Genomic DNA, 26,441 nt, shown 5'->3' on the forward strand with positions numbered 1-26,441 from the left:
TCAATTCTCCGCGTCGTGGCTTGTCATGACGGTGTAGAACACCCACGAAAGCAGCAGGATGATGAGGAAATAGATCAGCGACATGGCAGCGGCCGGACCGAGGTCAAACTGTCCGAGCGCGGTTTTGACCAGATCGATCGACAGGAAAGTGGTCGAGTTGCCCGGACCGCCGCCCGTAACGACAAACGGCTCGGTATAGATCATGAAGCTATCCATGAAACGCAGCAGCACGGCGATCAGAAGAACGCGCTTCATCTTTGGCAGCTGGATATACCGGAATACGGCCCAACGAGACGCACCGTCGATCTTGGCTGCCTGATAGAAGGCATCTGGAATGGAAACGAGGCCGGCATAGCAGAGCAAAACGACCAAGCTCGTCCAATGCCAGACATCCATGATGATGATCGTCACCCAGGCATCGAGCGGATCCTGCACATAGTTGTAATCGATGCCGATGGCATTGATGTAATAGCCGAACAAACCGATGTCGTTGCGGCCGAACACCTGCCAGATCGTGCCGACAACGTTCCACGGGATCAGCAGTGGCAGTGCCATCAGAACCAGGCACACGGGCACGCCGATGCCCGATTTCGGCATGTTGAGCGCAATGAAGATACCGAGCGGGATCTCAAGAGCGAGAATGATCAGCGAAAAAATCAGGTTTCGCTGCAGGGCGGCCCAGAAACGGTCGGAATGCAGGACTTGGGTAAACCAGTCCGTTCCGTTCCAGAAGAACTGGTTGTTTCCGAAAGTGTCCTGAACGGAATAGTTCACAACCGTCATCAAGGGGATGACGGCCGAGAACGCCACCAGCACGAGGACCGGCAGGACCAGAAACCACGCTTTGTTGTTCCAGGTTTTTTCCATGATCAAGCCTCCGGTCCAGCGCGCCAAGAGTCGGCATAGATACTGATACCCGACGGCTCGAAGGTCACCCGGGGATCAGCCGGAATTTCTTCGTCCTCAGGAACGACGATCGCGATCGGCTGGCCGGCAAACTGCGCGCGGACGATCTTCTGCCGGCCGATGTCTTCCACCTTGCTGACGGTCACCGGCATGCCTTCGCGGCCGACCCGAACAAACTCGGGCCGGATTCCAAGCTCTACCTTGGCCGCTGCCGACGTTTTCGGCGCATAGTCGAGCGTCAGTGCATGCTCGCCGACCCGAACCGTGCGGCCTTCCACCTTAGCCGGCATGAAGTTCATACCCGGAGACCCGATGAAGTAGCCGACGAAGGTATGGCTCGGACGCTCGAAGAGTTCGGCCGGCGTGCCGATCTGCACAATCTGGCCATCGTACATCACCACGACCTTGTCGGCGAAGGTCAGCGCCTCCGTCTGGTCATGCGTGACATAGACCATGGTAAAACCGAACTGCTTATGCAGCCGCTTCAGCTGCGATCGCAGCACCCATTTCATATGCGGATCGATAACAGTGAGCGGCTCGTCGAAGAGAATCGCGTTCACATCCGAGCGCACGAGGCCGCGGCCGAGCGAAATCTTCTGCTTTTGGTCCGCCGTCAAACCGCGGGCACGTCGCTTGGCCCAGCCTCCAAGGTCGATCATCTCCAATATTTCGCGGACACGACGATCAACATCCGGCTCCGCCACTCCGCGGTTGCGCAAGGGAAAAGCCAGATTGTCATAGACGGTCATCGTGTCGTAGATGACCGGAAACTGGAATACCTGCGCAATATTTCGCTGCTGCGTCGGCAGGTTCGTAACATCGTGTCCATCGAAGAGAATTCGCCCTTCGGACGGCTGGATAAGGCCGGAAATGATATTGAGCAGCGAGGTCTTTCCGCAGCCTGAAGGTCCGAGCAGCGCATAGGCGCCGCCATCGTTCCACTCGTGGTGCACTTCCTTGAGGGCGTAGTCCTTCTCGGTCTTCGGGTTCGGCCCATAGGCATGTCGAATATGATCGAGGGTGATACGTGCCATGATCTTCTCCTAGCCCCTCTGCCCGACGGTAGTGATCGCCCGGCCGTCCGCGCCGAACGCCATCAGGTGGCGCGTGTCGATGAAAACGGAGAGGTCCGCGTCAGGGTCGATGTTGTGGATGCCGTGCGCAAGCATCACCCAGCGGGTATCGGCAAATTGCAGATGCACGAAACTTTCCGACCCCGTGATCTCCGAAATTTGTGTCCGTGCCGTCAGCCGCGCCGAATTGGCCGTCTGGGCGGTTGGAGCAAGATGATGCGGGTGAAACGCGATCGTTGCCGGCCCGTCCGGCACGTTCTGAAGATGCGCCGGCACGGCAAAAATCACATCGCCATCGCGCAGGAAATTGCCGTCCGATTTGACCAGATCAATAAAATTCAGCGGCGGATCGGCGAAAGTTTTCGCCGTCGTCAGATCGAGCGGATTGCGGTAGACCTCGATCGTCGGGCCGAACTGCGTGATCCGGCCCTCGTTGAGCGCTGCGGTATTGCCACCAAGCAACAAGGCTTCCGAGGGTTCCGTCGTGGCGTAGACGAAGATCGCGCCGGACTGGGCGAAGATCTTCGGCAATTCCTGCCGCAGCTCTTCGCGCAGCTTGTAATCGAGGTTGGCAAGCGGCTCGTCCATCAGCACCAGGCTGGCATTCTTGACGAGCGCGCGAGCAAGCGCGGTGCGCTGCTGCTGGCCGCCGGAGAGGTTCAGCGGCGTGCGGTCGAGATAGGGCGTAAGCTTCAGAAGTTCGGCGGCCTTGCGCACGTCTCGGTCGATCGTGGCGGCATCCTTGCCCGAAATGCGCATCGGCGAGGCGATGTTTTCATAAACGGTCAATGCCGGATAGTTGATGAACTGCTGGTAGACCATGGCGACATTGCGCTTCTGCACCGGCATGCCGGTGACGTCGGCGCCGTCGAAATGGACAGAGCCGGCGGTCGGACGGTCGAGCCCGGCCATCAGCCGCATCAGCGACGTCTTGCCCGACAGCGTCGGCCCGAGCAGGACGTTCAGCGTGCCGCGCTCGAGGACCAGATCGGTCGGATAGATGTGATAGTCCGCGCCCACCATTTTGGCGGCGTTTCGCAATTCCAGCATTCCTGTTCCCGTGCCTCCACGCAGCGGGGATCACACGCTGCCTATCCGGCCATCGCCGGCATGGCAGCCATGTACTCCTCCAGTGACTGAGCCTGCTCCTTCGAAAGGCGCAGACCATCCTTTGTTCTCCTCCACAGCACGTCTTCGGCGTGCCGGGCCCATTCATGTTCGACCAGATAGGCGACCTCGGCCTCGTAGAGATCGCCGCCGAACAACCGTCCAAGATCGTTGATGCCACGGGCGTTGCCAAGCAGCGTCTCGGCCCTGGTGCCGTAGCGACGCACCAGCCGGCGCGCGTGCTGATCGGCGAGGAACGGATAGCGCTGCTTCAGCGCGGCGACCTGCCCCTCATAACCGCGAACCGGGAAATTGCCGCCGGGCAGATGGCTCTTGGCCGTCCACGGAGCACCCTTGACGCCGATCGCAGCCCCGATCTTCTCCAGCGCGTGCTCGGACAGCCGGCGATAGGTGGTGAGCTTGCCGCCGAATACATTGAGCAGCGGCGCGGTCTGCCCCTCGCCTTCCAGCTTCAGCACATAGTCGCGCGTCGCCTCCTGCGCCTTCGAGGCGCCGTCGTCGTAAAGCGGGCGGACCGCCGAATAGGTCCAGACGATATCTTCCGGCCGCACCGGCTCCTTGAAATATTCCGACGCCGCATTGCAGAGATAGACGGTCTCCTCCTCGGAGATCCGGACATCCTTGGGATCGGCGGTATAGTCGCGGTCGGTCGTGCCGATCAGGGTGAAATCGCCCTCGTAGGGAATGGCGAAGATGATGCGATTGTCCGGATTTTGAAAGAAATAGGCGCGCGGATCGTCGAACTTCTTCTTCACGACGATATGGCTGCCCTGGACGAGGCGGACATTGTGGGCTTCGTTCTGACCGAAAGCGGAACGGATGACGTCATCGACCCAGGGGCCGGCGGCATTGACCAACATGCGGGCCTGGTGGCTGTCATTGTGGCCGGTGACGGTATCGACAGTCTCGATATGCCACAGGCCGTTCTCACGCCTTGCCGAGACCACTTTGGTACGCGGCAGGATGGTCGCGCCCTTGTCGGCGGCGTCGCGGGCGTTCAGCACCACCATGCGGGCATCGTCGACCCAGCCGTCGGAATATTCGAAAGCCCTCGTAAACAGCGCCTTCAGCGGCTTGCCGGCCGGATCCTTGCGCATGTCGAGCACCGACGTCGCCGGCAGCAGCTTGCGGCCGCCAAGATGGTCGTAGAGGAAGAGCCCGAGCCGGATCAGCCAGGCTGGACGAATGCCGCCCTTATGATAAGGCAATACGAAACGCAGCGGCCAGATGATATGCGGCGCCATCGCCCAGAGGATCTCGCGCTCCATCAGCGATTCACGCACCAGCCGGAATTCATAATGCTCGAGATAACGCAGGCCGCCATGAATCAGCTTGGTGGCGCCGGACGACGTGCCGGAGGCGAAATCGTTCATCTCCGCCAGCGCGACGGAATAGCCGCGCCCGACGGCATCACGCGCGATGCCGCAGCCGTTGATGCCGCCGCCAATGACGAAAATGTCGTATATCTCCCGGCCCAATTGCCCCTCCGAGCCTGCTGCTGATTTCGCATCGCACAAAATTTGCGCGATTGCGAAAGTGACATCAGTTAAAACGAAAGGAATACGAATGTCAAACGAATGTTGACACGTTATCGGGATCTGCTGTTTGTTTCGATCAGCTTCACATTGTTTTCCAGGCAGAGATTGCGGATCGACGGCACCGGACAGTGGTCGGTGATGAAGGTGTGAACTTGGGAGAGCTGGCCGATCCGGACCGGCGCGGTGCGTTCGAACTTCGTGGAATCGGCAACGAGAATGACGTGGCGGGCATTGGCGATGATCGCCTGTGCGACCTTCACCTCGCGAAAATCATAATCGAGAAGCGCGCCGTCGATATCGATCGCCGACGCGCCGATAACGGCATAATCGACCTTGAACTGGCGGATGAAATCGACCGCCGCTTCACCGACGATGCCGCCGTCCGAGCCGCGCACCACCCCGCCGGCGATCACGACCTCGATTGCCGGAAAGAGGCGCAACCTGTTGGCGACGTTGATATTATTGGTGATCACCATCAGCTCGTGATGATTGGCGAGCGCCTCGCCCACCGCCTCGGTCGTCGTGCCGATATTGATGAAGAGCGAGGCCCCGCTCGGGATCAATTCGACGGCCGCCATGCCGATCGCCTGTTTCTCCGAAGCGGCAATCTGGCGGCGCGCCTCGTATTTAACGTTTTCCGTTCCGCTCGGGAACGTCGCGCCGCCATGGATGCGGGTCAGCACCTGCGCATCGCAGAGATCGTTCAGATCCTTGCGGATGGTCTGCGGCGTCACCGAAAATCGTGAGGCGAGCTCTTCGACCAGAACCCGGCCGCTCGATTTTGCGATCGCCACGATTTCAGTCTGTCGGTCGGTCAAGAACATCGGCGCCCCCTTTCGATCTGCTTTCGTTTTTAAAGAAAGCGAACGGCGGCGCAACGCCTATTTGTCGGCGGCGAGCTTTCGCCGCCGAATTTGGTGCTGGCGTCGCGGCGCCGTCACCGTTTCCGCATGATATTGACCACCAACACACCGAGGATCGCCATGGCGCCGCCAATCGCGCCGAGTGCCGTCGGCGTCTCGCTGAGCCAGACGAAACCGATCAGCGTTGCGACCGGCGGCACGCCGTAGAGGAAATTCGAAGCGCGACCTGCCGTCAGCCGCTTCAATGCGATTGCCCAGGTGAGATAGCCGATCGCGGTCGGGAAGATAACCAGATAGGCAACGCCCCAGTTGACCTCCGCCGGTGCGGCGGCCAGCGCGCGGACCGTCGCCGGAACGGCCGGAAACAGCGGCACGGAGCCGATCAGCAGGATCCAGGCGGTGACGGCAAGCGCCGGCAGTCGGCCGAGCACCGGTTTCTGCAGCACGCTGGCGATCGCCGAGCAGAGCGCTGCGCCGAGGATCAGGACTGCATTCGGATCGAGCTTGAAGCCGTCATCCGAGGCGACCGCGATCAACGCCACGCCGCCGAAGGAAACTGCGGTGCCCGCCCAGCCCCAGCGGCCGAAGCGCTCGCCGAGCGCGAAGGTGGCGATGAGGGCGGTGAAGACGGGCATGGTATTGATGATGAAGCTTGCCGGTCCCGCCGCAACCGTCTGCTCGCCGGTGTTCAGTAGAACCGCATAGGCGGCGATGAAGAGCACGGCCGCAACGGAGAGGCGCAAGACGTCACGTTTTTCGGGCATCGGCCGATAGATGGCGAGGTAGATGAGGGCGAGCGCGCCGGCTGCCACATAGCGCGCCGTCGCCAGCTCGATCGGCGTCAGCGGTCCGAGGCAGATGCGGATCACCACGAAGGAGGAGGCCCAGAAGAGAATAGTGACGACGATCGCCGCAAAGGCAACCAGATCGAACCTGCCCTGCTCCTTCGCTGAAACCGGTGCGCTTGCCGCCATGCTCATTGTCGCCTCCATTGGTGTGTTGACCAAGGATTAAGCTGACGATGCGTGCTTGAAAAGCATCTCAATCGATGATCAAATGTGCACATGGTTCACAGCTCGCCCGTTCTTCCGCCACTTGATACGCTCGAAACCTTTGCCCGCGCCGCCCGGCTCGGATCGTTTTCCGCCGCCGCGGAGGAAAGCGGCATCACCCATGGCGCCGTGTCCCGCCAGGTGTCGAGGCTCGAACGCTGGATGGGCGTGCGCCTGTTTTCGCGCGAAGCCCGCGGTGTGCGCCTGACGCCGGAGGGCATGCGGTTTTTCGCGCGCGCCGAGGAAGCGCTTTCTTTGCTCGGCAATAGCGGCGAGCGCTGGCTGCCCCGGCCGAACAAGGCGGTGGTGCGCCTTTCGGTGACGCCTTCGGTCGCATCATTGTGGCTGTTCCAGCGTCTGGCGAAGCTCGAAGGAAACGAGTTGCATGTCGAGCTGACGCTCGAGCACCGGTTGGCGGATTTCGGCGAAGGCACGGATCTTGCCATCCGCTGCGGCAAGGGGCCTTGGGCCGGGGTGCGCGCCCTGCCGCTCTGGCAGGAGAAATCCTTTCCGATCGCCGCCCCGGCGCTGGCCGACCGGCTCGAGCGGCGCTCCGATGCGCCCTCCCTGCTAGCGTTGCCGATCCTTCACGACTCCAATATCGAAGGCTGGCGCCGCTGGCTCTCTCGCGAAGGTATCGATTATGCGCCGCGCGGCCAGGACCGGCGCTTCGAGGATTACAATCTGGTGATCGATGCTTGTGCGCAAGGACTCGGCGTCGCGCTCGCCCGCCCTCCCCTATCGGATGGGGCACTCGCCGCCGGCCGGGTCGTGGCGGTGTCGAACCGTACGCTCGACTATCACGTCGCTTTTCACCTCATTCGACCGGACGATGCACTGCGAAGTCCCGCCGTCGAATTTGCCAGCCGCTTCCTGCACGAAGCCGGTCATGACGAGGCGACGATCAGCGCCTTTGTCTCACCCGGCAGGGCGAAAGCGTAGACTCGCCGCCGCATCCTTTACGTTTCGGCGGCTTGTCACGGCCGTCCCAGATTTCGGATAATCGTCCATTCCGGCGCCCGCAAACAGGCGCGGCTTGACGCCCCGGCCGCGTCGCGGCAGGGGCGCGTCAACAACCGGTCAATCCGCCGGAGTGAGTGTCATAGATGCGCTGCCGGCCGCAACGTTCAGGCCGAGTTGGCCGGTCAGGCTTACCGTCTGCAGATGGATTGAACCGGAGGTGCCGCCGACCAGGAGGTTGGCGCCGACACCGGCCCCGAGCGTCGCCTCCGCGCTCGCGCCGACATAAAGGCCGGCGAGCGACCCGCGGTGATAGCCGGCCGTCGGCGCAAACACCGCCCAGATCAGCCGGCTGCGCGTGGTGAAGCCGAGATCGATGCCAAGCTTTCGCATTTCGCCGGTATAGTGATCTAGAACCTCATTGCCGACGATCGACTGGAAGACGCAGTCTGCTTCCTTGGAGGAGCCCAGCACATAACCCGTGCCTCCGCCGATATCGCAAGTGAGATAACCGATCTTCACGCCATTGCGCAGGTCCGGCTCTTCATATGTTCTGGTGACGGGATCGGCGGCATTGACCGCCCCCGCGCCGACAAACGTCAACGATACCGCGGCAAACGCCGTCGCAAGAGTTTCATTCATAAGTCTCTCCTTCTCAAATCGTGACGGGAACACCCAGCTGGCCGGCACCGGATAACGGAGGGGATCGCAAAACAATCCCAGAGCGGTGCCGTTTGGTGTCGCAGTCAAAGCGCATGGGAAGCGCAAGCGACGCGCTTACGGTTCAGCCCCATTAGGACATTTCGAAGGCAGCATGCGGGGCCGCATGCGCCATTTCACGATCTTGTCAGGAATGGTTGCACAAAAAACACATTCGCCCAAAGCGAGTTGTCACCGGCGCGTGGGCGACAACCAAGAAAAGGAAAACCCGGCGATGGTTGTCACCGGGTTTTATACTTCATTTCTCCTCGCTATACTCTGCGCATGAAGCGCATGACGAGCGAGACAACGAACAACACCAGGAATATGAAGAACAGAACCTGGGCAATGGAAGCTGAGGCCCCTGCGATGCCGCCAAATCCGAGGACGCCGGCAATCAAGGCCACAACGAGAAACACCAGAGCGTAGTAAAGCATCGCAATCTCCTTTTACGTTGCTGCTGAAGATAACGGAGACCGCCCGGTTTGGTTCCCTGTCTATCATGGCCGGCAGGGGGAGCATCGCATCGGCTTTCGTTCAGCCGAAATGAAAGACGCCGCTGTACGTCCGGTCGCCTTCGGTCGGCTCGGGAGGCTCGGCCGCGTCCAGATAGGTCTTGAGCGGCCCGGTTAGCACGAACCAGACGCTTGCCCCCAGCATGAAACAGGCGCCCGTCGGATCGTCAATGCGAGCGATGAACGGAAGGCAGGCCGACGAGGACAGAACAATGATCCGCACCGACCACTCCGCCTCACGTTTTGCCACGGCGCGCGCCCTTAGCGACTTGTACTCCCGGGCGCCATAGGCGCTTCCTCGCGCCTTTGCCGCCGAAAGCAGCTTTCTGGCCGACGGCAGGGCCAGCATGACCAGCGCGGTGACGCTGAGTGCGAAAGGCCTCCCGGCCATCACCTGCCCGCTCGCGACAAGGAGAAAAGAGAGCACGACGAGATTCCACGTCGGCTCCAACAGTTCCGGCGGCTGCCGCGTGCGGATGTGCCAACTCCGCAGCAAGCCCGCCGCACCGTGCAGTAGCGGCTGATCGATATAACGATTGATCCAGTCCATGCAGACCCGCCCGTTCCCGATTGAATGAAGAGGGCTCCGAACACCACGGAAATAGGTCATCATCGTGGCAGAGCGCCGGCAATATCAGCCGAAGCTATGCGTCGCTCACAGAAAACCGCCTATTGCAGTTCCCGCACAACTTCCCAGACATGGCCCGACGGGTCGGTGAAGGCGCGCCTTGCGGCGCGCCCCGAAGAATAGCCGTCAGCTCCGCAGGCCAGGTGCCTCGTGACCGGTGCGCGCCACATATTCCGTATAACCGCCTCCATATTGGTGGACACCCTCCGGCGTCAGTTCCAGCACGCGGTTGGAGAGCGCAGCCAAGAAGTGTCGGTCGTGCGAGACGAAGAGCATGGTGCCCTCATATTGCGAAAGCGCCTTGATCAGCATCTCCTTGGTGTCGAGGTCGAGATGGTTGGTCGGCTCGTCGAGCACGAGCAGGTTCGGCGGATCGAACAGCATCATCGCCATGACCAGCCGCGCCTTCTCGCCGCCGGAGAGCACCCGACACCGTTTCTCGACATCGTCGCCGGAAAAGCCGAAACAGCCGGCAAGCGCCCGCAATGGCCCCTGCCCTGCCTGAGGAAACCTGTCTTCCAGCGATTGGAACACCGTCCGCTCGCCGTCGAGGATATCCATGGCGTGCTGGGCGAAGTAACCCATCTTGACGCTGGCGCCGAGCGCGACGATGCCTTCATCCGGTGTGGTGGTGCCGGTCACCAGCTTCAGCAGCGTCGACTTACCGGCGCCATTGATGCCCATGATGCACCAGCGCTCCTTGCGGCGAACCATGAAGTCGAGTCCCTCATAGATGCTTCGGCTGCCATATTTCTTATGGACATTCTTCAGGCTGACCACGTCCTCGCCAGAGCGCGGCGCGGCCTGGAACTCAAAAGCGACCGACTGGCGGCGCTTGGGTGGCTCCACCCGGTCAATCTTTTCCAGCTTCTTCACCCGGCTCTGGACCTGTGAGGCATGCGAGGCCCGCGCCTTGAACCGCTCGATGAATTTGATCTCCTTGGCGAGCATCGCCTGCTGACGCTCGAACTGGGCCTGCTGCTGCTTCTCGTTCTGCGCCCGCTGCTGCTCGTAGAATTCATAGTCGCCGGAATAGGCCGTCAGGCCGCCGCCATCGATCTCGATGATCTTGTTGACGATGCGGTTCATGAACTCGCGGTCGTGCGAGGTCATCAGGAGAGCCCCTTCATAGCCCTTCAGGAACTCTTCGAGCCAGATCAGGCTTTCGAGATCGAGATGGTTGCTCGGTTCATCGAGCAGCATGACGTCGGGGCGCATGAGCAGGATGCGGGCAAGCGCCACGCGCATCTTCCAGCCGCCCGACAGCGCCCCGACGTCACCGTCCATCATCTCCTGGCTGAAGCTCAGGCCTGCAAGCACCTCGCGGGCGCGGCCCTCGAGCGCATAGCCGTCCAACTCTTCGTAACGCGCCTGCACCTCGCCGTAACGCTCGATGATCTCTTCCATGTCGCCGGCCCTTTCCGGGTCGGCCATGGCGGCCTCGAGCTCGCGCAGTTCGCCGGCAACGATGCTGACCGGGCCGGCACCGTTCATCACCTCGGCGACGGCGCTGTGACCCGCCATCTCGCCGACATCCTGATTGAAGTAGCCGATCGTCACGCCCTTCTCGCAGGAGACCTGCCCCTCATCGGGCTGCTCTTCGCCATTGATCATCCGGAAGATCGTCGTCTTGCCGGCGCCGTTCGGGCCGACCAGACCGATCTTCTCGCCTCTGTTGAGGGCGGCCGAGGCCTCGATGAAAAGGATCCGGTGGCTGAGCTGCTTGCTGATATTTTCGATACGAATCATGGTGTGCGCGGGTGTCCGGGAAGTTTCGGCGCCCTTATGCCACGCATGGAAACGTCGGGATAGGGCCCGTTTCCACCCTCTCGATCTCCGGCTTCTGATTGGATAATATCGCCGCCTACGCTGATTTAAGGATTTCCAACCAATGAGCGTTCGCCTACCGCAGTCTTTCAGGCAGTCGCAGCAGGACGCCAATGGCTTCAACGTCCTCGAATATGGGCTGATGTCGGAACGCGCCAATTCGCTCGGGCGGCATGGGCTGAAGGTGGAGGCAGCGCTGGCCGCGTTAAAAGCCTGGGCCGTCGAGCGCCAGAGCGCGGAGGAACGCGAGAGGCTGCTCAACGAAGCCTCCGATGCCGTCTGGGCATTTTTCGTTCAGCGCGAGAGCTGCGGTTTGCGAAACAATCGCGACGCCATCCAGCGTTACGGCATCCCAAACGAAGTGCTTGCCAGACTGGGCGTCATACGAAAATGACGTGAAGGCCGGCCCATCAGGGCGAAAGGAAATTGCGATGCCAGGCTCAATACGGATCGGCAATCAGCATCTTGCCGTCGACGTCTCCTCCCTCGGTGCCGAGATGCAGGCGCTCACCAGCAACGATGGACGCTCCTGGCTGTGGACGGGCGATGCGACCTATTGGGCCGGACGGTCGCCGATCCTGTTTCCGATCGTCGGTAAGGCGGCTGATGACAAGCTGGCGATTGGCGGCACGGTCTACCCGATGGCCCAGCATGGCTTTGCCCGGCGGAGCGAGTTTAGCCTCGCCGCGTCCACGCCGACCATGTGCCGGCACGAACTTCCTGCCTCGGCAGCCACGCGGGCGGTCTATCCGTTCGATTTCCTGCTGGCCGTGGAACATGCGGTGCTAGGACGCGCGTTGACGGTGACGGCAGAAGTAAACAATCGCGACGCAAGGGCGCTGCCCTTCGGTCTCGGCTTCCATCCGGCCTTCGTCTGGCCGTTGCCTGGCGCTGCCGGGCGCCCGCACACCATCACGCTTGACAATGAAGGCGAGCCGGCGCTCGTGCGGCTGGAGGGGGGCCTTACCAATCCGGCCTCACTGCCCTCCCCATTCGATAAAGGCCGGCTGGTGCTGGATCACGCCATGTTCGAGAAGGACGCGATGATTTTCCCGAAGGGTGCTGGCGCTGGGCTGCGTTACGGCGGCGAAGGCGGGCCGAACCTGCGGTTCCAATTCGAAAACCTGCCCAACCTTGCCCTGTGGACCAAACCAGGCGCGCCCTTCCTCTGCGTCGAACCGTGGCACGGAACGGCGGCGGAAGCCGGAGGTTCGGCCGAGCTGTCGCGACGCCCCTACACCACCATCCTGTCGCCGGGGGCCACGGTGCGTTTCGCCTTTACGGTCGAGATCTTGCCGTAAAGGCTTCGCGCGCCCCGTCGGCGCGCGAAGCAGTTCTTATTTCGGAACCGTTGTTCGTTAGCCGGTGCCGATTGTCAGTGGGCGCCGGCGACAGCGCCGGGCCGCGGTTTTTGAGTGAGCAGCAAGGCGACTGCAGCAATGGCCAGCACGACGCCGATGACGGCGAAAGTATCGGCAAAGCCCAGGATGAGGGCCTGGCGCCTGACGATCTGACCGAGAGCGGCAACGGCCTTGTGTGCAGCGACGGCAGGATCGGAAATCCCGTGCTGCATGAAATAGGCGGTCGTTTGTGCAAGACGATCGCGGACTTCATCGCGGCCGAGCGTTACCGACTGACCGATTATGTTGGAATGAAACTGCTCGCGTTTGGTCAGCACCGTGCCGAGTGTTGCCGTGCCGACGGCGCCGCCGAGATTGCGCAGCATGTTGGTGAGCCCCGAGGCGGCGGCGGCATCCGCGGCTGCGATGCCGGCGGTGGTGATGGCGGTGATCGGCGTCAGTACCAGGGCCTGACCGACGGCACGCACGATGTTGGGAATCCAGAACTGGTCGCCGGCGGTATCGGCCGAAAGCGTGATGTTGAGGAAGCAGCTGATCGCAAAGATCGAGATGCCGAGAAAGCCGATATAACGCGCATCGAAGCGCCTCATCATTAGGGGCACGAGCGGAATCAGCAGCAGCTGCGGCAGACCGGTCCAGGCCAGCACGTTGCCGATCTGCTCGGCATTGTAGCGCTGCACCTGGCCGAGATATTGCGGTAGGATGTAAACAGTGCCGAAAAGCGCGACGCCGACCAGCACGTTGACGGCAACGCCGATGCCGAAATTTCGCTGCGTCAGCAGGCTGAGCTTGACCAGCGGCTTCTTGACGGTCAGCTCGATCCAGATGAAGGCCGCGAGGAAGACGAAGGCGAGGATGCTGAGCTTGACTATGAAGGGCGAGGCGAACCAATCCTCCTTGTTGCCTTCCTCCAGCACCGTCTGCAGCGCCGAGAGGCCGATCGCCATGGTGACAATACCGGCCCAGTCGCCCTCCTTAAGGAGGCGAAGCTGCATCGGCTGCTTGTCGAGCGTCAGGGCAAGGGCGCCCGCCATGACGGCGCTCGGGATGGCGTTGATGAAGAAGATCGTCTGCCAGCCATAGTTTTCGGTGAGATAACCGCCAATGGTCGGGCCTATCGCCGGTGCGAAGGTGACGGAGAGCGCGAAGATCGCCAGGCCGAGCGGCTGCTGCGGTTTCGGCAGCTTGGTCAGCACCATGGTGAAGGCCATCGGAATCAGTACGCCGCCGGCAAAACCCTGCAGGCCGCGCAAAAGGATCATCGTGCCGAGATCATGCGCGAAGGCGCAGGCGATCGAGAACAGCGGAAACAGGATGGAATTGACGAGAATATAGCGGCGGAACGAGAAGACGCTGCTGAAATAGGCCGTCAGCGGAATGACGACGATCTCGCCGATCAGGTAGGAAGTGGAGATCCAGGCGCCGTTGTCGACGCCCGTTCCGATGCCGCCTTCGATATCGAGCAGCGAGGCATTGGTGATCTGGATGTTGAGGATTGCCATGAAGGCGCCGATCATGCCAGCGAGGACGGCGATCCAGTCTCTGGTGCTGGCGCCGGTTTTTTCCCGCGGAACGGCGATGGCTGTTGCTGCAATGGTGGACATGACACGAACTCCTCGTCCCCGGCCTAGCTACGGTCGTTCCTGGTATCGATATCAGGCTGTACCGACATGCCGGGGCGCAGGTCGCCGTTTTCGGCAGCGTCGCCGTCGAGCACGATCTTGACCGGGATGCGCTGAACGACCTTGGTGAAGTTGCCGGTGGCGTTGTCAGGCGGCAGCAGCGCGAATTCCTGGCCGCTTGCCGGAGCGAGACTGTCGACATGGCCGCGATAGGTGCGGCCGGGGAACATATCGACCTCGATATCGACCGGCTGGCCGGCCTTAACGTCGGTCAGCTGTGTTTCCTTGTAGTTGGCGATGATGTAGGCCGCCCGCGTCGGCACGACCGACATCAGCTGGGTGCCGGCCTGGACATATTGGCCAACGCGCAGCGTCCGGTTGCCGGCGGTACCGTCGACTGGGGCTGTTATCGTCGCATAGGAAAGGTTGAGCTCGGCCTGGCGCTGGATGGCCTGGCTGCGCGCAAGGGCCGCCTTTGCCTGAGCCAGCTCGGCGTTCAGCAGATCGAGCTGCTTGACGGCGGCATCGAGCGAGGCCGTGTCGCGGACGATCGAAGCCTGGGCAGCGGCGATTTGCGAGGCCGCCTGCTGCGCCGTTTGGACCGGGGCATAACCGCTGGTGGCGAGGTTCGAATAACGCTTGTTGTTCTGCTCGGCGAAGGTCTCGTTGGCGCGATCGACATCGACGGTGGCGCGGGCGGCAGCGATCGTCGATTGCTGGATATCGAGCGAAGCCTGCTTGGCGTTGACGGTCGCTTCCGCGGCGGCGACGTCGGCCCTGGCCTGATCGAGGGCCGCCTTGAAGTCACGGTCGTCGATGCGGGCGAGCGGCTGGCCGGCCTTCACCGTCTCGTTGTCCATCACCAGGACCTCGGTGAGATAGCCGGAAATCTTGGGGGCGATGGTGCTATTGTCGGCCTTCACATAGGCATCGTCGGTCGAGACGTGGAAGCGGCCCACCGTCCAGTAATCATGGCCGTAGTAGCCGCCGGCGGCAATCAGCACCAGCGCCGTGGCGCCGACGAGCAGGGAGCGGCCGCCGTGCCGGCGGGCGGGACTTTCCTCGACAGCGGCAGCATCGGCGATGCGCAGCGGCTGGCCGGCATCGAGGCTTGCCGGGGCGGCTTCGGCAGCAGTTTCGGGAGCCGCGTTGTTGTTGAGGGGATGCAGCATCTTGATGGTCATTGTCTTCTCCTGATGACGGTCGCCGTCTCTTGGGCTGCGGCCTCTGAATTCGCCTGGAATGCTATTTAGGAAACTTGATACTTTCCAAAATATGCTCTATAAAATCGATGTCAATCAGAATTTGGAAAATAGGCATGGTCCAAAATCACAAAATCGAGAAGAGACCGAGAGGCCGGCCGCAAATCCGTTGCGACGACGATACGAAAAGCGTGATCATCGAGGCGGCCAACCGGCAATTCCACCAGAGCGGTTATGCCGCCGCCAGCATTGCCGCGATCGCTCAAGACGCGGGGGTTTCGACCAAGACGCTGTACCGGCTGTTTCCGACGAAGGCCGATCTCTTTTCCGAAATGATCACGGAGCGGACGGGACGATTCCTCACGGCGCTTGACCCCGGCACGCTCGCCGCGGCGGATGTCCGACAGGGACTGGAGCGCATGCTGACGGCCTATGGCATGCTGACGCTGTCGCTGGATACGATCACCGTGACCCGGCTCGTCATCAGCGAATCCGACCGTTTTCCCGAGATCGCCAGTGCCTTCTATGAGAAAGCGATCGTCAGAACCAACACCTTGATGGAGAATTGGCTGCGCAAGCAGATCGACCGGAAGCTGATTGCGCTTGACGATCCGCATGCTGCCTGCGGCATGCTGCGCGGCATGATGATCTTGGAGCCGCAGCGCGCGGCGATGCTGCGCCAGCAACAGCCGCCTGGGAATGAGGAGATCGCCGCCAGGGCGAAGATGTGCGCCGCTCTTTTTTTGAAGGGTTGCGCGCTCTGAAGCGTTGCTCAAGCTTCAGAGCGCGTTGATTTCCGATGAAACCACGGGACGCCCTCAGGTCGGCGGCGCGCCCAACGCATGCAGGATGCCGCGCAATTCGGCAAGGCCGCGCATGCGGCCAATCGCCGGATAGCCGGGGGTGACGACCTTGTCGAGATCGTCGAGCATGCGGTGGCCGTGGTCGGAGCGGAAGACGATGGTGTCTTCGGCACCCCGGCGCTTGTCTTCCGCCACCAGCTCCCTGAGCACCGCGACCATATCGACGTCGCCTTCGAGATGCGCGCTTTCATGGAAGGTCCGGCCGTCGCCCTCGCGCGTCGTGGCGCGCAGATGGGCGAAGTGGATGCGCGAGGCGAAGCGCCGGGCGATGGCCGGCAGGTCGTTGTCGGCGCGCACGCCAAGGCTGCCGGTGCAGTAACACATGCCGTTCGCCGCCGACGGCACCGCATCGAAGAGCGCGGCATAATCATCCCCTGTCGAAGCGATGCGGGGAAGACCGAACAGCGAACGCGGCGGATCATCGGGATGCAGCGTCAGCTTGACGCCGCGGGCTTCGGCAGCCGGCGTCACCGCCTCCAGGAATTCGATCAGATGCCGGCGCAGCCGTGCGGCATCGATGCCGCTGTAGGCGACCAGCTTTTCCCGGAAGGCCGGAATGGTCAGGGGCTCGGTGGTCGAGCCCGGCAGAGCCGAAGTGATGATGCGGGTGATCTCGGCAATCTCCTCCTCCGACATCGCCTCGAAGACGACACGCGCCCGTTCGCGGTCTTCCGCCGAATATTGCTGCCCCGCATCCGGCCGTTCCAGAACGAAGAGGTCGAAGGCTGCGAAGCGCTCGTGATCGAAGCGCATGGCTGTGGCGCCGGTCGGCGTCACGAAATCGAGTTCGGTGCGGGTCCAGTCGACGACCGGCATGAAATTATAGCAGACGATCGGGATGCCGCAGGCGGCGACCGCTTCGAGGCTGGCAATCCACGCCTCGATTTCGGCCTTTGCCGCACCGCCCTTGCGCTTGACGGCGTCGGGAATCGGAATGCTTTCGACCACCGACCAGACGAGCGGCGACCGATCGGCAGGCGTAGTCTCGATCAGCGATTGGCGTTCGCGCACTTCCTTTTCTGTCCAAGCCCTGCCGATCGGTACCTGATGCAACGACGAGACGATATTGGTCGCGCCCGTCTGACGGACCTCATCCAGCGTCACCGGCGCTTCCGGCCCGAACCATCTCCAACCCTGCCGCATCTTTCTTCCTTCCCTTGCTTTTCGTTTCGTGGTGATCCTGCCGTCAGCAGAAATAATCGGGGTAACGCGAGCGCAGCTCGTCGACATCGGGAATAACGGCGCTCAAGTGGTGGATCATGGCGCTACGGGCGGCCGCTGCATCATGGGCGGCAAGGGCGTCGCGGATGATCATATGCTCGGACACCACGTTGCCCATACGCCCAAGCGCCGGCAGCGTCAGCCGCCTTGCCCGGTCGATTTGCACCTTGACCGCCTTCAGGATCGCCCAGATGCCGGGATAACCTGATATCTGCGTGATCGCCTCATGAAAGGCCTCGTCCTCCTCGTGGAAGCTTGAGGCGTTGCCGGCCGCGGCATGCGCGCGCTGTCGGGCGATAATGGCATCGAGGCGGGCGACATCGGCACCGGTGGCGGTCTGAGCCGCCATCTCGGCGGTCGTGCCTTCGAGCGCTTTTCGCACGATGACCGCCTCCGGAATCGCCGAAACCGGCACGCGCGACACGACGGTGCCCGACTGCGGAAAGATATCGACAAGTCCGCCTTCGGAGAGCCTCAGCAACGCCTCGCGCACCGGTGTGCGGCTGACCCCGAATTCGTCGGCAATCCGCTTTTCCTGCAAAAACAGACCAGGCGGCATTCGGAGCGAGACGATGTCGGCATAAAGGCGCTCGTAGATGGCGCCGGCCGTGGTGACGCGGCGTAGCCTGCGGCCGGCTTCCTGCGAGCTCGGGCCTAAAAGCGCGGCGGTTTCTGCATCTTGTCTCATAAACGGTACCGGACATTCTTTGTGGCATACTAGTATATCAGTCGTGACACGGTTGCCAAGGCTCGTGGATACCTGGCGTTCAAAATGCAGCCAATGGGAACTTAGATCAGCGGAATTGGTTGAGATCCCATCAAGGAGGCGCCGATGAAAAATCCGTTACGACGCAAAAGAAACGAAATCGCGACCGACGACACGCGGCTGAAGGCTTCACCCCCCGCCGGCGCAGGCAAAGGGAAGACGGCACGGCGAGCCATTCAGGAACCCGCAGAGCAGAGCATCGGTTCTCAGCCAGCCACCCGCGAGGACGAGATCCGGAAAAGGGCATACTCGCTGTGGGAGAAGGAAGGAAGGCCGGAGGGCAAGCATCGGGATCACTGGATCCGCGCCGAGCACGAGCTCGATGCACGGGGTGAGAACAATCCTCCCAGGCTCGAGGCACTGCGAGAGGCGTCGCGCGAGCATCGCGACACCTTCCTCGTCAAGACGGATCTCGAAGACGCGGATCAACGCGAAGCCTCACCCGGCACACGTGAGCAGGATTGAAACTGCAGTCTCGATCAAAATTTAGGATGGGCAACACAGGAAAGGTCCCGACATGGCTGACAAACAGGATTTGGACGCCGGCTTCACCGGCACACCCGTCGAACAGCCGGAAGGATTGGCCAAGGCCGCCCAATCGGCGGCTGGCCGAGTGAAACGCGAGGCCTATGCAGTAACCGCCGGCGCGAGAGAACACCCGCACACGGCAAGCGCATTGTTGCTTGGCATCGGTATTGCGGCGTTCGGCTTCGGTTATCTCCTTGGTCGATCATCGGCGGAAAGCTCGGCCCGCTCATATTGGCGTTAGCTGGAGACATCAACGAATAAGCCGCGCCAGCGGGAATAACGATAAAGCCGGATCGTGTGCTTCCATACGCGGAAATGACAAACCCCACGGCAAGGCCGCACTTCAAACGTCTTTCGTCATCGCATCAGCTTTGCCGTTGCCGGGCGCTGCGGCGCATCACCGATAGAGCAAGAAGCATCCGGGTTTGCTGTTGCCGGAATACAATAATGAGAAAAGCGCGAGCTAGGCCCGCGCGCACAGCTTGACAGCGGTGACATCGGTCCTTAGCGAGGCTGGATCAATGACACCTCAGGATCAGCAAAGTGAATTATTTCAGGCAACTCGTGATTGCGGTACTTCATCCCGGCAGCGGGTCCGGAAGCGCGCTTGATCGAACCAACGGCATTGCGGTTTTTCTCTTCGCAATCCTGCCCGGACTTTCACCTAATTTCAACGGGTTCATCCTCCTCGGGTCGATGCTCTCGGGCATCTACTTACTGGCGACGGCCCGCTTTCCGCTGAACTTTTCGAAATCGGACCGGGTAGTCGCCATCTGCATGACGATCTACCCGCTGGTGATGATCGCCAGCATCTTCATTAACCCGCCTTACTCCGAAGTCGCAGACTGGATATTCCGGCTCCTGCCCTTCTTTTCGATCTGGCTGATATTGCCGCGAATGCGCCAATCTCCCGATGGCCGTCTCGTGCCGCTATTTATCCTCGGCGCCGGGATCGGCATGATCGTTACCTTTCTCGTCAGCCTGCTGCAGATCATGTTTCTGATGGAGAGAGCAGAGGCTGGGACGTCGAATGCCGCACTCCTCGGAATCATAGGCCTTCTTTTCGGCGGCGTTGCGCTTCTTAACGTTCAATCTCCTAAAAGCGTCGAGCAAAGAATTGCGATCTTGGGATATGCCGCTGGCCTCGGCTGCGTGCTGCTTTCGGGAACGCGCTCGGCGTGGCTGGCCATTCCCGTCCATCTCGTCATCCTTCTCTGGTATTTTCGCAAACACAGCTTCCATCTGAGTTTGCGCAGTCTCGCTATCACCGGCTCTTTGCTGTTTGCGGGACTTATCGCGCTCGGCAGCGGCCAGATCATCCACCGCATCCAGGCGCTGCAGGAAAATATGGCAGCGCTTGAACGCAGTGAAGGTGAGATTACCTCACTCAGCGCACGAGTCGCTTTGTACAAAGGCGCACTGTCGGCAATCAGCAAGGATCCGTTGACCGGTTATGGCCCGCAAAACAGGATGGCCTCGGTCTTGGCGGAACTACCGGACAGCATGCGGCCATACTTGACCTTCTCGCATGTCCATAACGGCTTTCTGACAGCGGGAATCGACGCCGGCGTTGTCGGCATCGCGGCGCTTTCGCTGCTGCTCCTGACGCCCTTGATAGCCGCGTGGAAAAAGGAACCCGGTCCCGGCAGGGACCTGTCCATGGCGCTCGCTCTTCTGCTCACCAGCAGCTACGTTGTTACCGGCAGCGTCGGCATCATGTTCAACCAAAAGGCACTGGATCCGATCTTCGCCTATATGGTCGCCCTGATTTGCTTGGATCGGGGTAGCACAGTCTTCACGCCCGTCGTGCGAAGCTGAATTCCTGCGCTCGACGCTTGCGCGTTGTCGTCTTTAGGCCGCCGGAACGGTTTCGGCGCCGGTGAAGGCAAGATCCGAAACCTCACCGGTTGAGGAATAGCCGGAGACGAGCTCTGCCAAGGTCGCGCGTGCCGCGACCATATCGTTTCGATCCAATGCCGCGTTGAGCAAGCTGAGCTTCTTCGAAAGCTCCGGCCAGAACAGGAAATCCTCGCGCGCTTTCATAATCCGGGGATGTTCGGTTGTTTCAGGGTTATCCCCGATCAAAAGTTCTTCATAAAGCTTCTCGCCGGGCCTCAGGCCGGTAACGGAAAGCTCGATGTCCCCTTCGGGATTATCCTCGTCGCGGATGGTCAATCCCGAAAGCTCGACCATCTTGCGGGCGAGGTCTGCGATGCGGACGGGCTCGCCCATGTCGAGCAGGAAAACATCCCCGCCCTCGGCCATGGCGCCTGCTTGAATGACCAGTTGCGAGGCCTCCGAAATGGTCATGAAGTACCGGGTTATTTTCGGGTGCGTCAGGGTAACCGGCCCGCCGTCCTTGATCTGCTGCCGGAACAGCGGCACGACGGATCCGGAGGAACCGAGCACGTTTCCGAACCGGACCATGGAGAAATTCGTGCGCACTCTGTCAACGGCCGGTTCTGCTGCGAGCGCCTGCAGAACCATCTCCGCCAGCCTCTTGCTGGCGCCCATCACATTCGTCGGACGCACGGCTTTGTCCGTGCTGATCAGCACAAAATTCAAGACGCCGCATTTGTTCGCCGCGCGTGCGGTGATCAGCGTCCCCATGACGTTGTTCTTGATGCCCTCCACGGCATTATGTTCGACGAGAGGCACATGCTTGTAAGCGGCCGCATGATAGAGCGTCTGAGGCCGCCAGCTCTGCATGATATGTTCCATGCGGTCCTGGTCGCGGACGGAACAAAGGATCGGAACGATCTGCACGCTTTCCTGCTGGTAAAGTTCGGCCAGCTTTAGCAATTCGGCGTGAATATTATAAAGCGAAAACTCGTTCTGATCGATGAGGATGAGGGTCGAAGGCGCATTGCGCAGAATCTGGCGACAAAGTTCCCCGCCGATGGAACCGCCGGCGCCCGTGACCATCACCACCTTTTTGCGCATCGCCTTGTCGAGCAATTCCTGCCGCGGCGCTACCGCTTCCCTGCCCAGCAGGTCTTCGATCTCCAACTCGCGAATGTCGGAGACGGCGACACGGCCCTGAGCAAGCGCCGTCAGATCTGGCAACGTGCGAACATTCACCCTGGCTTTGCGGATGCGCTCGAGGATTTCGTTGCGCCGCTGCCGCGATGCGGATGGAAGGGCAAGAAGCACGTTATGCACGCCAAGAGCTTCGGCGAGCACCGGAAGGTCCGACGGGTCGTAGATCGGCAAGCCGCCCATGATGCCGCCCTTAAGACGCGGATCATCATCCAGGTAACCGACGACATTGAGTTCGGCGCTGTTCGTCAGGGCGCCGGCGAGTTGCCGGCCGGCATTTCCTGCCCCGTAGATCAGCACCTTGGCGAGCGTATTCTGGTGAAGGATCCGCTGATAGGTATCGCCGAGCCAATAGCGGATACCCAACCGGGACAGTCCGATCGCAATCAGCAGCAGGAAGGGCTGAAGAATACCGACCGTTCTAGGAACGCCCGGAACGCTCAGCGCCGTAAATATCGTCATGAAGGCGACGCCGTAGATCGCAATAGCCTTTAGAACCGCGATGAAAGCGGCAAGACCGGCGTAACGGAAAATTGCCCGATACATGCCCATGACGATGAAGATCGGAAGGGCCATGCACAGGGACACAAAGACCGGCAACCACTGCACGCCGGTCAGAACGGTCCATTCGTTGAGGCGGAAGCAATACGCCAGCCAGATCGTCAGGACGCAAAAGCTTGAATCCACCAGCAAGGCGAGCGCGCGTTTGGCAGCACGCGGCATCGCCAGCAAAGGGGCGACGAGCGCCTGCATCGGCACTAAGAACCATGCTGAGCGTGGCGTCTCAGTGGGGGTATTTTCAGGCATTGCTTCCCAGCGTCTCGCAGATCATCAGACAATCACCTTCTTGTCATTTTCTACAATGAGCGCAACTGAAATAATCGGAAATCAAGGTCTTCCGCACCGCTTATCTATCGGAAGTTGGTAACTTAATGCCTTATTCCCTTGCGGCCGATCACCTTGCCGGCGGTCAGAAACAGAATGCGCATGTCGAAACCGAACGAGCGCCGCTCGAGATATTCGACATCGAATTTCACCTTCTCCAGAATCGGCAACTCGTCGCGGCCGTTGATCTGCGCCCAACCGGTCAATCCGGGCAGGAGTTTATCGACGCCGTGGGCTGTCCGCAGGTCGATCAGGTCATACTGATTGTAGAGCGCCGGCCGAGGCCCGACAAAGCTCATCCTGCCGCCCAGAATGCACCAGAGCTGCGGCAATTCGTCGAGGCTTGATTTGCGCAGAAACGAGCCGATGGGCGTCAGAAACCGATCCGGATTCTCGAGCAGATGTGTGGCAACCGTCGGCGTGTCGACGCGCATGCTGCGAAATTTCGGCATCAGGAAGATCTGATTGAAGCGGCCGACACGTTTTGACCAGTAGAGGATTGGCCCCGGCGAGGTCAGCCGGACACACAGAGCGACGACAAGGATCGGAACGAGCAGGATGACCGACGCGATCACAGCCAGAAGAAAATCGACCGCCCGTTTCAAACCCATGCTCCGCACTTGTTCCACCGCCTCATGGGGATTTCGCCATACGCCCCACCGCGCCGTATCGTCAAAAAGGCGTTTCGCGTCAACTCCGGTTGTTGCCGCTTTCGTCAATGACCGGCCAACTGATCACCGCCAGTGTCCCTTGCCTCACCTCGTGAATCAGAAAACCGTAACCCGATCAGGCTCAAGAGAAGATTTTTACGCGCCGTTGCTCAGCTCCCTGCCCCGTGTTTACCACGGTAAACTCTCCGCTCATTTCCGGCCCAGCCCTTGTGGATAAGATCGATTATCTCGGTGTTGACCGAGTCCATTGGCTCGCGCCCGCGCAGGGTTACGCTAAGCCCGGACATTCCTGAGAAAGCGACTTACCAGTCCAATCGAATGGAGAGCTTCCCAACCGGCCCCTTGGATTGTTCGCGATAGGCTTCTGGGACATCGTCAATACTGAATTGCTTGGCCACCACCAGAACGATCTTGGCAGCCTCGATGGCCTTCATAGCCTTGCCGAAGTCCCCCGCCGATCCCGTGTTGTTTCCTTGAATACGTAGAGCCTTGAGGATGATCGGCTTGAGATCGATCTGCAGATTTGTCCCTGTAACGAAGCCGATCGTGAAGATGATACCACCATACGTGAGCTCTGGTCGGCTTTTTGTTCCATTGGTGAGCGGGGTCGCAGGTCAGCTAGCTGGACATTGGAATTCTACACTGGGAGGGTCAGTTGCTCCCATTCCCATTGATGACCTAGAGCTGGATGCCTTTACTTGCAGTCCGGACTGTCGGCATATAAATTATCCAAATGTTTGATCGTTCATCCCAGTCTCCGACGCAAATTCCTACGGACGCACTCAGCGAAATTCTCCGGGACTTTCGCCTGAGTGGAGTCAATTACGGCCGCTGCGAGCTACGTCATCCATGGAGCATCGCCTTTGCGCAGCAACAGCTGCTTCGCTTTCATTTCGTCAGTGAGGGGCCATGCTGGATCCATACCGAAGCGCAAGGATGGCAGGAGTTGCAGGACGGCGATCTGGTGTTGTTGCCACAAGGTGTCGAACACCGACTGGCCAGCAAGCCCGATGTTGTCGGGGACTCGCTCAAGAGCTGCCAGGTCACCAAGCTGGGGGGCAATGTCTGCGAAGTGGTGCAGGAAGGAACAGGAGCGACGAGCACCTTGTTCTGCGGTTCCATGGCTTTGGGTGCGAATGCCCTCAACCCGTTGATCGCTCTGATGCCACCGATCATCAAGGGTTGTGATGTTGCTGGCAATGATCCGATCGTCGGCCCCCTCCTCGCCGCCATGACGGCAGAGGCGTCGCAGCCCCAGCTAGGCAGCGCCACGGTCTTGTCACGCATGGCTGACGTCCTCGTCGCGCGGCTTATTCGCTGCTGGGTCAATTGCAGCGGCGCCTCCACCAGTGGCTGGCTCGCCGCGATCCGTGATCCTCATATCGGTCGTGCGCTGGCAGCCATGCACCGAGATCCCGGCCATGACTGGACGCTTGAGACCCTTGCTGGCGTGGCAGGTCAATCGCGCTCGATCTTCGCGGAACGCTTCAGCGCCATCTTAGGGGAAGGCGCGGCACGGTATCTCGCCCGTCTGCGAATGCAGCTTGCACGAGAGTTGCTCGGTCAAAACATGTCGGTTGCCGAGGTCGCTTCTCAACTGGGCTATGAATCTGAAGCGTCTTTCGCTCGCGCCTTCAAGCGCATCACCAGCGTTTCACCTGGCGTTGTGCGTCGCACCATTTCCGGACGAATGGACATAGAATTCGGACTTTAGGACACATATCATCCTGAAAGACTCCGCTATTAAGAGCCTCCAAACCTTGGAGGTACTTCAATGACGGACACAACATCACAGGTTGACGGCCCCGCGATTGGCCTCGATTCTACCGTTCCGAGTACATGGAGCCCCACGACCTGGTTCGCCGTTATTTCAATGGCAGCCACAAGCTTTGCGCTGGTGTCAGCTGAATTCCTGCCGGCAGGTTTGTTGACCCCAATGGCGCGTGACCTTGGCGTCAGCGAGGGAATCGCCGGTCAGGTTGTCACCGCCACCGCGTCTGTTGGCGCGGTGACGGCCTTGTTGAGCAACGTTCTCATCGGCAAACTGAACCGGAAGACTGTCCTGGTTGGCCTAAGTGCCTTGGCTATCGGCTCCAATCTGGTGGCCGCGCTCGCGACGGATTTTTGGCTATTGTTGTTGGGCCGAGCCGGGCTTGGCATCGCGCTCAGTGGTTTCTGGGCGCTTTCAGTCGCCGTCGTGGCGAGATTGGTTGGCACCAATGCGACAGGCCGGGGTATGGCTATCGTCACCCTCGGTGTCTCTCTTGCCACCATAGCTGCACCATCCATGGGCGCCTTGATCAGCGATTGGCTCGGCTGGCGTGCCGCCACGGCCATGACCGCAGGGCTCGCAGCGATTGCGATGCTGCTGCAGATACTCAGCTTGCCGACGCTACCCGCAAGCACAAGCAACAGTCTTTCCGACGTCTTCCGGCTGACGAAACGGCGCACTGTGCAACTCGGAATGCTTGCTATCCTCTTGCTGATGACGGGACATTTTGCCGGCTCGGTCTATGTGCGACCCTTCCTCGAACAAGTGACGCTCCTTGGCACCGGCCCGATTGCCCTGGCGCTCCTCGGGTTTGGCATCGCCTCTGTGATCGGCAATGTCGCCGGCGGCCGACTGGCAGACGCAAATATCCACATGGCGCTCGCTGTCACCGGCGTATTGATGGCGTTTTCGGCGCTTGCTCTCGTACTGTGGGGTGCATATAGCGGCATCGCGTTTGCCCTGGTTACACTTTGGGGTTTCGCTTTTGGGATGGCACCGGTGGTACTGCCCACCAACTTGTCCCGAGGCGCAGCAGACGCCTTGGAGGCTGCTGGCAGCCTGATGGTCGTTTCGTTCCAGGTCGCCATCAGCATAGGTGCGCTGTTCGGCGGCTATATGGTCGATCACTTTGGTGCCTCAGCGCCATTGACATTTACAGCCGTCTTGGCGGCATCAACTATCGTTCTGGCGTTGCTTCAGCCCCGCAGCTGACTCTTGGAGCTCCGGCCAAGGTGAGCAGAAGAGGCGAGGTCTCAAGTGGCCGGAGTACCGGGTGAGGCAAATCCGTGACGTGGCGGTGCTTTCTCGTTCCGGCGAGAGCAC

General features: G+C 60.8%; 26 protein-coding genes. 9 read left to right on the plus strand and 17 right to left on the minus strand.

Annotated elements, in window-relative coordinates; genetic code table 11:
* The 6 genes from GGI60_RS14900 to GGI60_RS14925 all read right to left on the minus strand — a co-directional run bounded on the left by GGI60_RS14900 (position 1) and on the right by GGI60_RS14925 (position 6,500).
* Positions 1 to 867 carry a carbohydrate ABC transporter permease gene (locus GGI60_RS14900; RefSeq protein ID WP_012489874.1) on the minus strand — a complete coding sequence of 289 codons (867 nt, stop codon included), beginning with the start codon at positions 865 to 867 and terminating at the stop codon, positions 1 to 3.
* Between the two features lie 2 nt (positions 868 to 869).
* Positions 870 to 1,940, minus strand: a complete 1,071-nt coding sequence (locus GGI60_RS14905) for an ABC transporter ATP-binding protein (RefSeq protein ID WP_004673594.1) — start codon at positions 1,938 to 1,940, stop codon at positions 870 to 872.
* A gap of 9 nt (positions 1,941 to 1,949) precedes the next feature.
* Positions 1,950 to 3,029 carry an ABC transporter ATP-binding protein gene (locus tag GGI60_RS14910; protein ID WP_183916948.1) on the minus strand — a complete coding sequence of 360 codons (1,080 nt, stop codon included), beginning with the start codon at positions 3,027 to 3,029 and terminating at the stop codon, positions 1,950 to 1,952.
* 41 nt (positions 3,030 to 3,070) lie between these two features.
* Positions 3,071 to 4,585 (minus strand): glycerol-3-phosphate dehydrogenase, encoded by a 1,515-nt coding sequence (glpD, locus tag GGI60_RS14915; RefSeq protein ID WP_183916950.1) that lies wholly within the window; start codon positions 4,583 to 4,585, stop codon positions 3,071 to 3,073.
* A 110-nt stretch (positions 4,586 to 4,695) separates the two neighbouring features.
* Positions 4,696 to 5,469 carry a DeoR/GlpR family DNA-binding transcription regulator gene (locus GGI60_RS14920; RefSeq protein ID WP_004673604.1) on the minus strand — a complete coding sequence of 258 codons (774 nt, stop codon included), beginning with the start codon at positions 5,467 to 5,469 and terminating at the stop codon, positions 4,696 to 4,698.
* 113 nt (positions 5,470 to 5,582) lie between these two features.
* Positions 5,583 to 6,500 carry a DMT family transporter gene (locus GGI60_RS14925; RefSeq protein ID WP_183916952.1) on the minus strand — a complete coding sequence of 306 codons (918 nt, stop codon included), beginning with the start codon at positions 6,498 to 6,500 and terminating at the stop codon, positions 5,583 to 5,585.
* 72 nt (positions 6,501 to 6,572) lie between these two features.
* Here GGI60_RS14925 and GGI60_RS14930 point away from each other — a divergent pair, with 72 nt between their 5' ends.
* Positions 6,573 to 7,502, plus strand: coding sequence for a LysR family transcriptional regulator (locus GGI60_RS14930; protein ID WP_183916954.1), 930 nt, complete (start codon positions 6,573 to 6,575; stop codon positions 7,500 to 7,502).
* A gap of 138 nt (positions 7,503 to 7,640) precedes the next feature.
* Here the strand turns inward: GGI60_RS14930 and GGI60_RS14935 are convergent, their stop codons facing one another.
* The 4 genes from GGI60_RS14935 to GGI60_RS14950 all read right to left on the minus strand — a co-directional run bounded on the left by GGI60_RS14935 (position 7,641) and on the right by GGI60_RS14950 (position 11,111).
* Entirely contained in the window at positions 7,641 to 8,162 is a 522-nt protein-coding gene (locus GGI60_RS14935; protein ID WP_183916956.1) for a DUF992 domain-containing protein, read from the minus strand.
* 329 nt (positions 8,163 to 8,491) lie between these two features.
* Positions 8,492 to 8,656, minus strand: a complete 165-nt coding sequence (locus GGI60_RS14940) for a DUF1328 domain-containing protein (RefSeq protein WP_003571841.1) — start codon at positions 8,654 to 8,656, stop codon at positions 8,492 to 8,494.
* Positions 8,657 to 8,756: 100 nt separating this feature from the next.
* Entirely contained in the window at positions 8,757 to 9,347 is a 591-nt protein-coding gene (locus GGI60_RS14945) for a hypothetical protein (protein WP_183916958.1), read from the minus strand.
* 141 nt (positions 9,348 to 9,488) lie between these two features.
* Positions 9,489 to 11,111: an ABC-F family ATP-binding cassette domain-containing protein gene (locus GGI60_RS14950; protein ID WP_183916960.1), complete on the minus strand. Its 1,623-nt coding sequence runs from the start codon at positions 11,109 to 11,111 to the stop codon at positions 9,489 to 9,491.
* A gap of 142 nt (positions 11,112 to 11,253) precedes the next feature.
* On the opposite strand from GGI60_RS14950, the gene GGI60_RS14955 reads away from it, so the two are divergent.
* Both GGI60_RS14955 and GGI60_RS14960 read left to right on the plus strand, forming a co-directional pair.
* Positions 11,254 to 11,583 (plus strand): DUF6665 family protein, encoded by a 330-nt coding sequence (locus GGI60_RS14955; RefSeq protein WP_183916962.1) that lies wholly within the window; start codon positions 11,254 to 11,256, stop codon positions 11,581 to 11,583.
* A 37-nt stretch (positions 11,584 to 11,620) separates the two neighbouring features.
* On the plus strand, positions 11,621 to 12,490 hold the full coding sequence (locus tag GGI60_RS14960; protein ID WP_183916964.1) for an aldose 1-epimerase family protein: 870 nt from the start codon (positions 11,621 to 11,623) through the stop codon (positions 12,488 to 12,490).
* A 74-nt stretch (positions 12,491 to 12,564) separates the two neighbouring features.
* Here the strand turns inward: GGI60_RS14960 and GGI60_RS14965 are convergent, their stop codons facing one another.
* Both GGI60_RS14965 and GGI60_RS14970 read right to left on the minus strand, forming a co-directional pair.
* Entirely contained in the window at positions 12,565 to 14,154 is a 1,590-nt protein-coding gene (locus GGI60_RS14965) for a DHA2 family efflux MFS transporter permease subunit (RefSeq protein WP_183916966.1), read from the minus strand.
* A gap of 23 nt (positions 14,155 to 14,177) precedes the next feature.
* Positions 14,178 to 15,356 carry an HlyD family secretion protein gene (locus GGI60_RS14970; protein ID WP_183916968.1) on the minus strand — a complete coding sequence of 393 codons (1,179 nt, stop codon included), beginning with the start codon at positions 15,354 to 15,356 and terminating at the stop codon, positions 14,178 to 14,180.
* A gap of 134 nt (positions 15,357 to 15,490) precedes the next feature.
* On the opposite strand from GGI60_RS14970, the gene GGI60_RS14975 reads away from it, so the two are divergent.
* Complete coding sequence (locus GGI60_RS14975) at positions 15,491 to 16,138, plus strand: TetR/AcrR family transcriptional regulator (protein ID WP_183916969.1); 648 nt, start codon at positions 15,491 to 15,493, stop codon at positions 16,136 to 16,138.
* 54 nt (positions 16,139 to 16,192) lie between these two features.
* Here GGI60_RS14975 and uxuA read toward each other — a convergent pair whose 3' ends face one another.
* Positions 16,193 to 17,380 (minus strand): mannonate dehydratase, encoded by a 1,188-nt coding sequence (gene uxuA / locus GGI60_RS14980; protein WP_183916971.1) that lies wholly within the window; start codon positions 17,378 to 17,380, stop codon positions 16,193 to 16,195.
* Between the two features lie 43 nt (positions 17,381 to 17,423).
* Positions 17,424 to 18,146: a GntR family transcriptional regulator gene (locus GGI60_RS14985; protein WP_183916973.1), complete on the minus strand. Its 723-nt coding sequence runs from the start codon at positions 18,144 to 18,146 to the stop codon at positions 17,424 to 17,426.
* A 144-nt stretch (positions 18,147 to 18,290) separates the two neighbouring features.
* On the opposite strand from GGI60_RS14985, the gene GGI60_RS14990 reads away from it, so the two are divergent.
* The 3 genes from GGI60_RS14990 (at position 18,291) to GGI60_RS15000 (ending at position 20,570) form a co-directional block, all read left to right on the plus strand.
* Positions 18,291 to 18,689 carry a DUF2934 domain-containing protein gene (locus tag GGI60_RS14990; protein WP_183916975.1) on the plus strand — a complete coding sequence of 133 codons (399 nt, stop codon included), beginning with the start codon at positions 18,291 to 18,293 and terminating at the stop codon, positions 18,687 to 18,689.
* A gap of 52 nt (positions 18,690 to 18,741) precedes the next feature.
* Positions 18,742 to 18,993 carry a hypothetical protein gene (locus tag GGI60_RS14995; protein WP_183916977.1) on the plus strand — a complete coding sequence of 84 codons (252 nt, stop codon included), beginning with the start codon at positions 18,742 to 18,744 and terminating at the stop codon, positions 18,991 to 18,993.
* Positions 18,994 to 19,295: 302 nt separating this feature from the next.
* A complete protein-coding gene (locus GGI60_RS15000; RefSeq protein WP_183916979.1) occupies positions 19,296 to 20,570 on the plus strand; it encodes an O-antigen ligase in 1,275 nt (424 codons plus the stop codon).
* A 33-nt stretch (positions 20,571 to 20,603) separates the two neighbouring features.
* Here the strand turns inward: GGI60_RS15000 and GGI60_RS15005 are convergent, their stop codons facing one another.
* From GGI60_RS15005 to GGI60_RS32485, 3 genes are all read right to left on the minus strand, one after another.
* Positions 20,604 to 22,598 (minus strand): polysaccharide biosynthesis protein, encoded by a 1,995-nt coding sequence (locus GGI60_RS15005; protein WP_183916981.1) that lies wholly within the window; start codon positions 22,596 to 22,598, stop codon positions 20,604 to 20,606.
* A gap of 122 nt (positions 22,599 to 22,720) precedes the next feature.
* Complete coding sequence (locus GGI60_RS15010) at positions 22,721 to 23,287, minus strand: sugar transferase (protein ID WP_183916983.1); 567 nt, start codon at positions 23,285 to 23,287, stop codon at positions 22,721 to 22,723.
* A 362-nt stretch (positions 23,288 to 23,649) separates the two neighbouring features.
* Complete coding sequence (locus tag GGI60_RS32485; protein ID WP_281414020.1) at positions 23,650 to 23,781, minus strand: hypothetical protein; 132 nt, start codon at positions 23,779 to 23,781, stop codon at positions 23,650 to 23,652.
* 299 nt (positions 23,782 to 24,080) lie between these two features.
* Here GGI60_RS32485 and GGI60_RS15015 point away from each other — a divergent pair, with 299 nt between their 5' ends.
* Both GGI60_RS15015 and GGI60_RS15020 read left to right on the plus strand, forming a co-directional pair.
* Complete coding sequence (locus GGI60_RS15015; protein ID WP_183916985.1) at positions 24,081 to 25,061, plus strand: AraC family transcriptional regulator; 981 nt, start codon at positions 24,081 to 24,083, stop codon at positions 25,059 to 25,061.
* A 60-nt stretch (positions 25,062 to 25,121) separates the two neighbouring features.
* Positions 25,122 to 26,330, plus strand: a complete 1,209-nt coding sequence (locus GGI60_RS15020; protein WP_183916987.1) for an MFS transporter — start codon at positions 25,122 to 25,124, stop codon at positions 26,328 to 26,330.
* Positions 26,331 to 26,441 lie beyond the last annotated feature (111 nt).

It is taken from the genome of Rhizobium lentis (assembly GCF_014200175.1).
In the GTDB taxonomy this organism is placed as follows: Bacteria; Pseudomonadota; Alphaproteobacteria; order Rhizobiales; family Rhizobiaceae; genus Rhizobium; species Rhizobium mulingense.

What these genes read in the sequence shown, in the direction of transcription:
- GGI60_RS14900 (WP_012489874.1), bottom strand. Translation starts at nt 867, where the DNA reads ATGGAAAAAACCTGGAACAACAAAGCGTGGTTTCTGGTCCTGCCGGTC.
- GGI60_RS14905 (WP_004673594.1), bottom strand. Translation starts at nt 1,940, where the DNA reads ATGGCACGTATCACCCTCGATCATATTCGACATGCCTATGGGCCGAAC.
- GGI60_RS14910 (WP_183916948.1), bottom strand. Translation starts at nt 3,029, where the DNA reads ATGCTGGAATTGCGAAACGCCGCCAAAATGGTGGGCGCGGACTATCAC.
- GGI60_RS14920 (WP_004673604.1), bottom strand. Translation starts at nt 5,469, where the DNA reads ATGTTCTTGACCGACCGACAGACTGAAATCGTGGCGATCGCAAAATCG.
- GGI60_RS14925 (WP_183916952.1), bottom strand. Translation starts at nt 6,500, where the DNA reads ATGGAGGCGACAATGAGCATGGCGGCAAGCGCACCGGTTTCAGCGAAG.
- GGI60_RS14930 (WP_183916954.1), top strand. Translation starts at nt 6,573, where the DNA reads ATGGTTCACAGCTCGCCCGTTCTTCCGCCACTTGATACGCTCGAAACC.
- GGI60_RS14935 (WP_183916956.1), bottom strand. Translation starts at nt 8,162, where the DNA reads ATGAATGAAACTCTTGCGACGGCGTTTGCCGCGGTATCGTTGACGTTT.
- GGI60_RS14940 (WP_003571841.1), bottom strand. Translation starts at nt 8,656, where the DNA reads ATGCTTTACTACGCTCTGGTGTTTCTCGTTGTGGCCTTGATTGCCGGC.
- GGI60_RS14945 (WP_183916958.1), bottom strand. Translation starts at nt 9,347, where the DNA reads ATGATGACCTATTTCCGTGGTGTTCGGAGCCCTCTTCATTCAATCGGG.
- GGI60_RS14950 (WP_183916960.1), bottom strand. Translation starts at nt 11,111, where the DNA reads ATGATTCGTATCGAAAATATCAGCAAGCAGCTCAGCCACCGGATCCTT.
- GGI60_RS14955 (WP_183916962.1), top strand. Translation starts at nt 11,254, where the DNA reads ATGAGCGTTCGCCTACCGCAGTCTTTCAGGCAGTCGCAGCAGGACGCC.
- GGI60_RS14960 (WP_183916964.1), top strand. Translation starts at nt 11,621, where the DNA reads ATGCCAGGCTCAATACGGATCGGCAATCAGCATCTTGCCGTCGACGTC.
- GGI60_RS14965 (WP_183916966.1), bottom strand. Translation starts at nt 14,154, where the DNA reads ATGTCCACCATTGCAGCAACAGCCATCGCCGTTCCGCGGGAAAAAACC.
- GGI60_RS14970 (WP_183916968.1), bottom strand. Translation starts at nt 15,356, where the DNA reads ATGACCATCAAGATGCTGCATCCCCTCAACAACAACGCGGCTCCCGAA.
- GGI60_RS14975 (WP_183916969.1), top strand. Translation starts at nt 15,491, where the DNA reads ATGGTCCAAAATCACAAAATCGAGAAGAGACCGAGAGGCCGGCCGCAA.
- uxuA (WP_183916971.1), bottom strand. Translation starts at nt 17,380, where the DNA reads ATGCGGCAGGGTTGGAGATGGTTCGGGCCGGAAGCGCCGGTGACGCTG.
- GGI60_RS14985 (WP_183916973.1), bottom strand. Translation starts at nt 18,146, where the DNA reads ATGAGACAAGATGCAGAAACCGCCGCGCTTTTAGGCCCGAGCTCGCAG.
- GGI60_RS14990 (WP_183916975.1), top strand. Translation starts at nt 18,291, where the DNA reads ATGAAAAATCCGTTACGACGCAAAAGAAACGAAATCGCGACCGACGAC.
- GGI60_RS14995 (WP_183916977.1), top strand. Translation starts at nt 18,742, where the DNA reads ATGGCTGACAAACAGGATTTGGACGCCGGCTTCACCGGCACACCCGTC.
- GGI60_RS15005 (WP_183916981.1), bottom strand. Translation starts at nt 22,598, where the DNA reads ATGCCTGAAAATACCCCCACTGAGACGCCACGCTCAGCATGGTTCTTA.
- GGI60_RS15010 (WP_183916983.1), bottom strand. Translation starts at nt 23,287, where the DNA reads ATGGGTTTGAAACGGGCGGTCGATTTTCTTCTGGCTGTGATCGCGTCG.
- GGI60_RS32485 (WP_281414020.1), bottom strand. Translation starts at nt 23,781, where the DNA reads ATGAAGGCCATCGAGGCTGCCAAGATCGTTCTGGTGGTGGCCAAGCAA.
- GGI60_RS15015 (WP_183916985.1), top strand. Translation starts at nt 24,081, where the DNA reads ATGTTTGATCGTTCATCCCAGTCTCCGACGCAAATTCCTACGGACGCA.
- GGI60_RS15020 (WP_183916987.1), top strand. Translation starts at nt 25,122, where the DNA reads ATGACGGACACAACATCACAGGTTGACGGCCCCGCGATTGGCCTCGAT.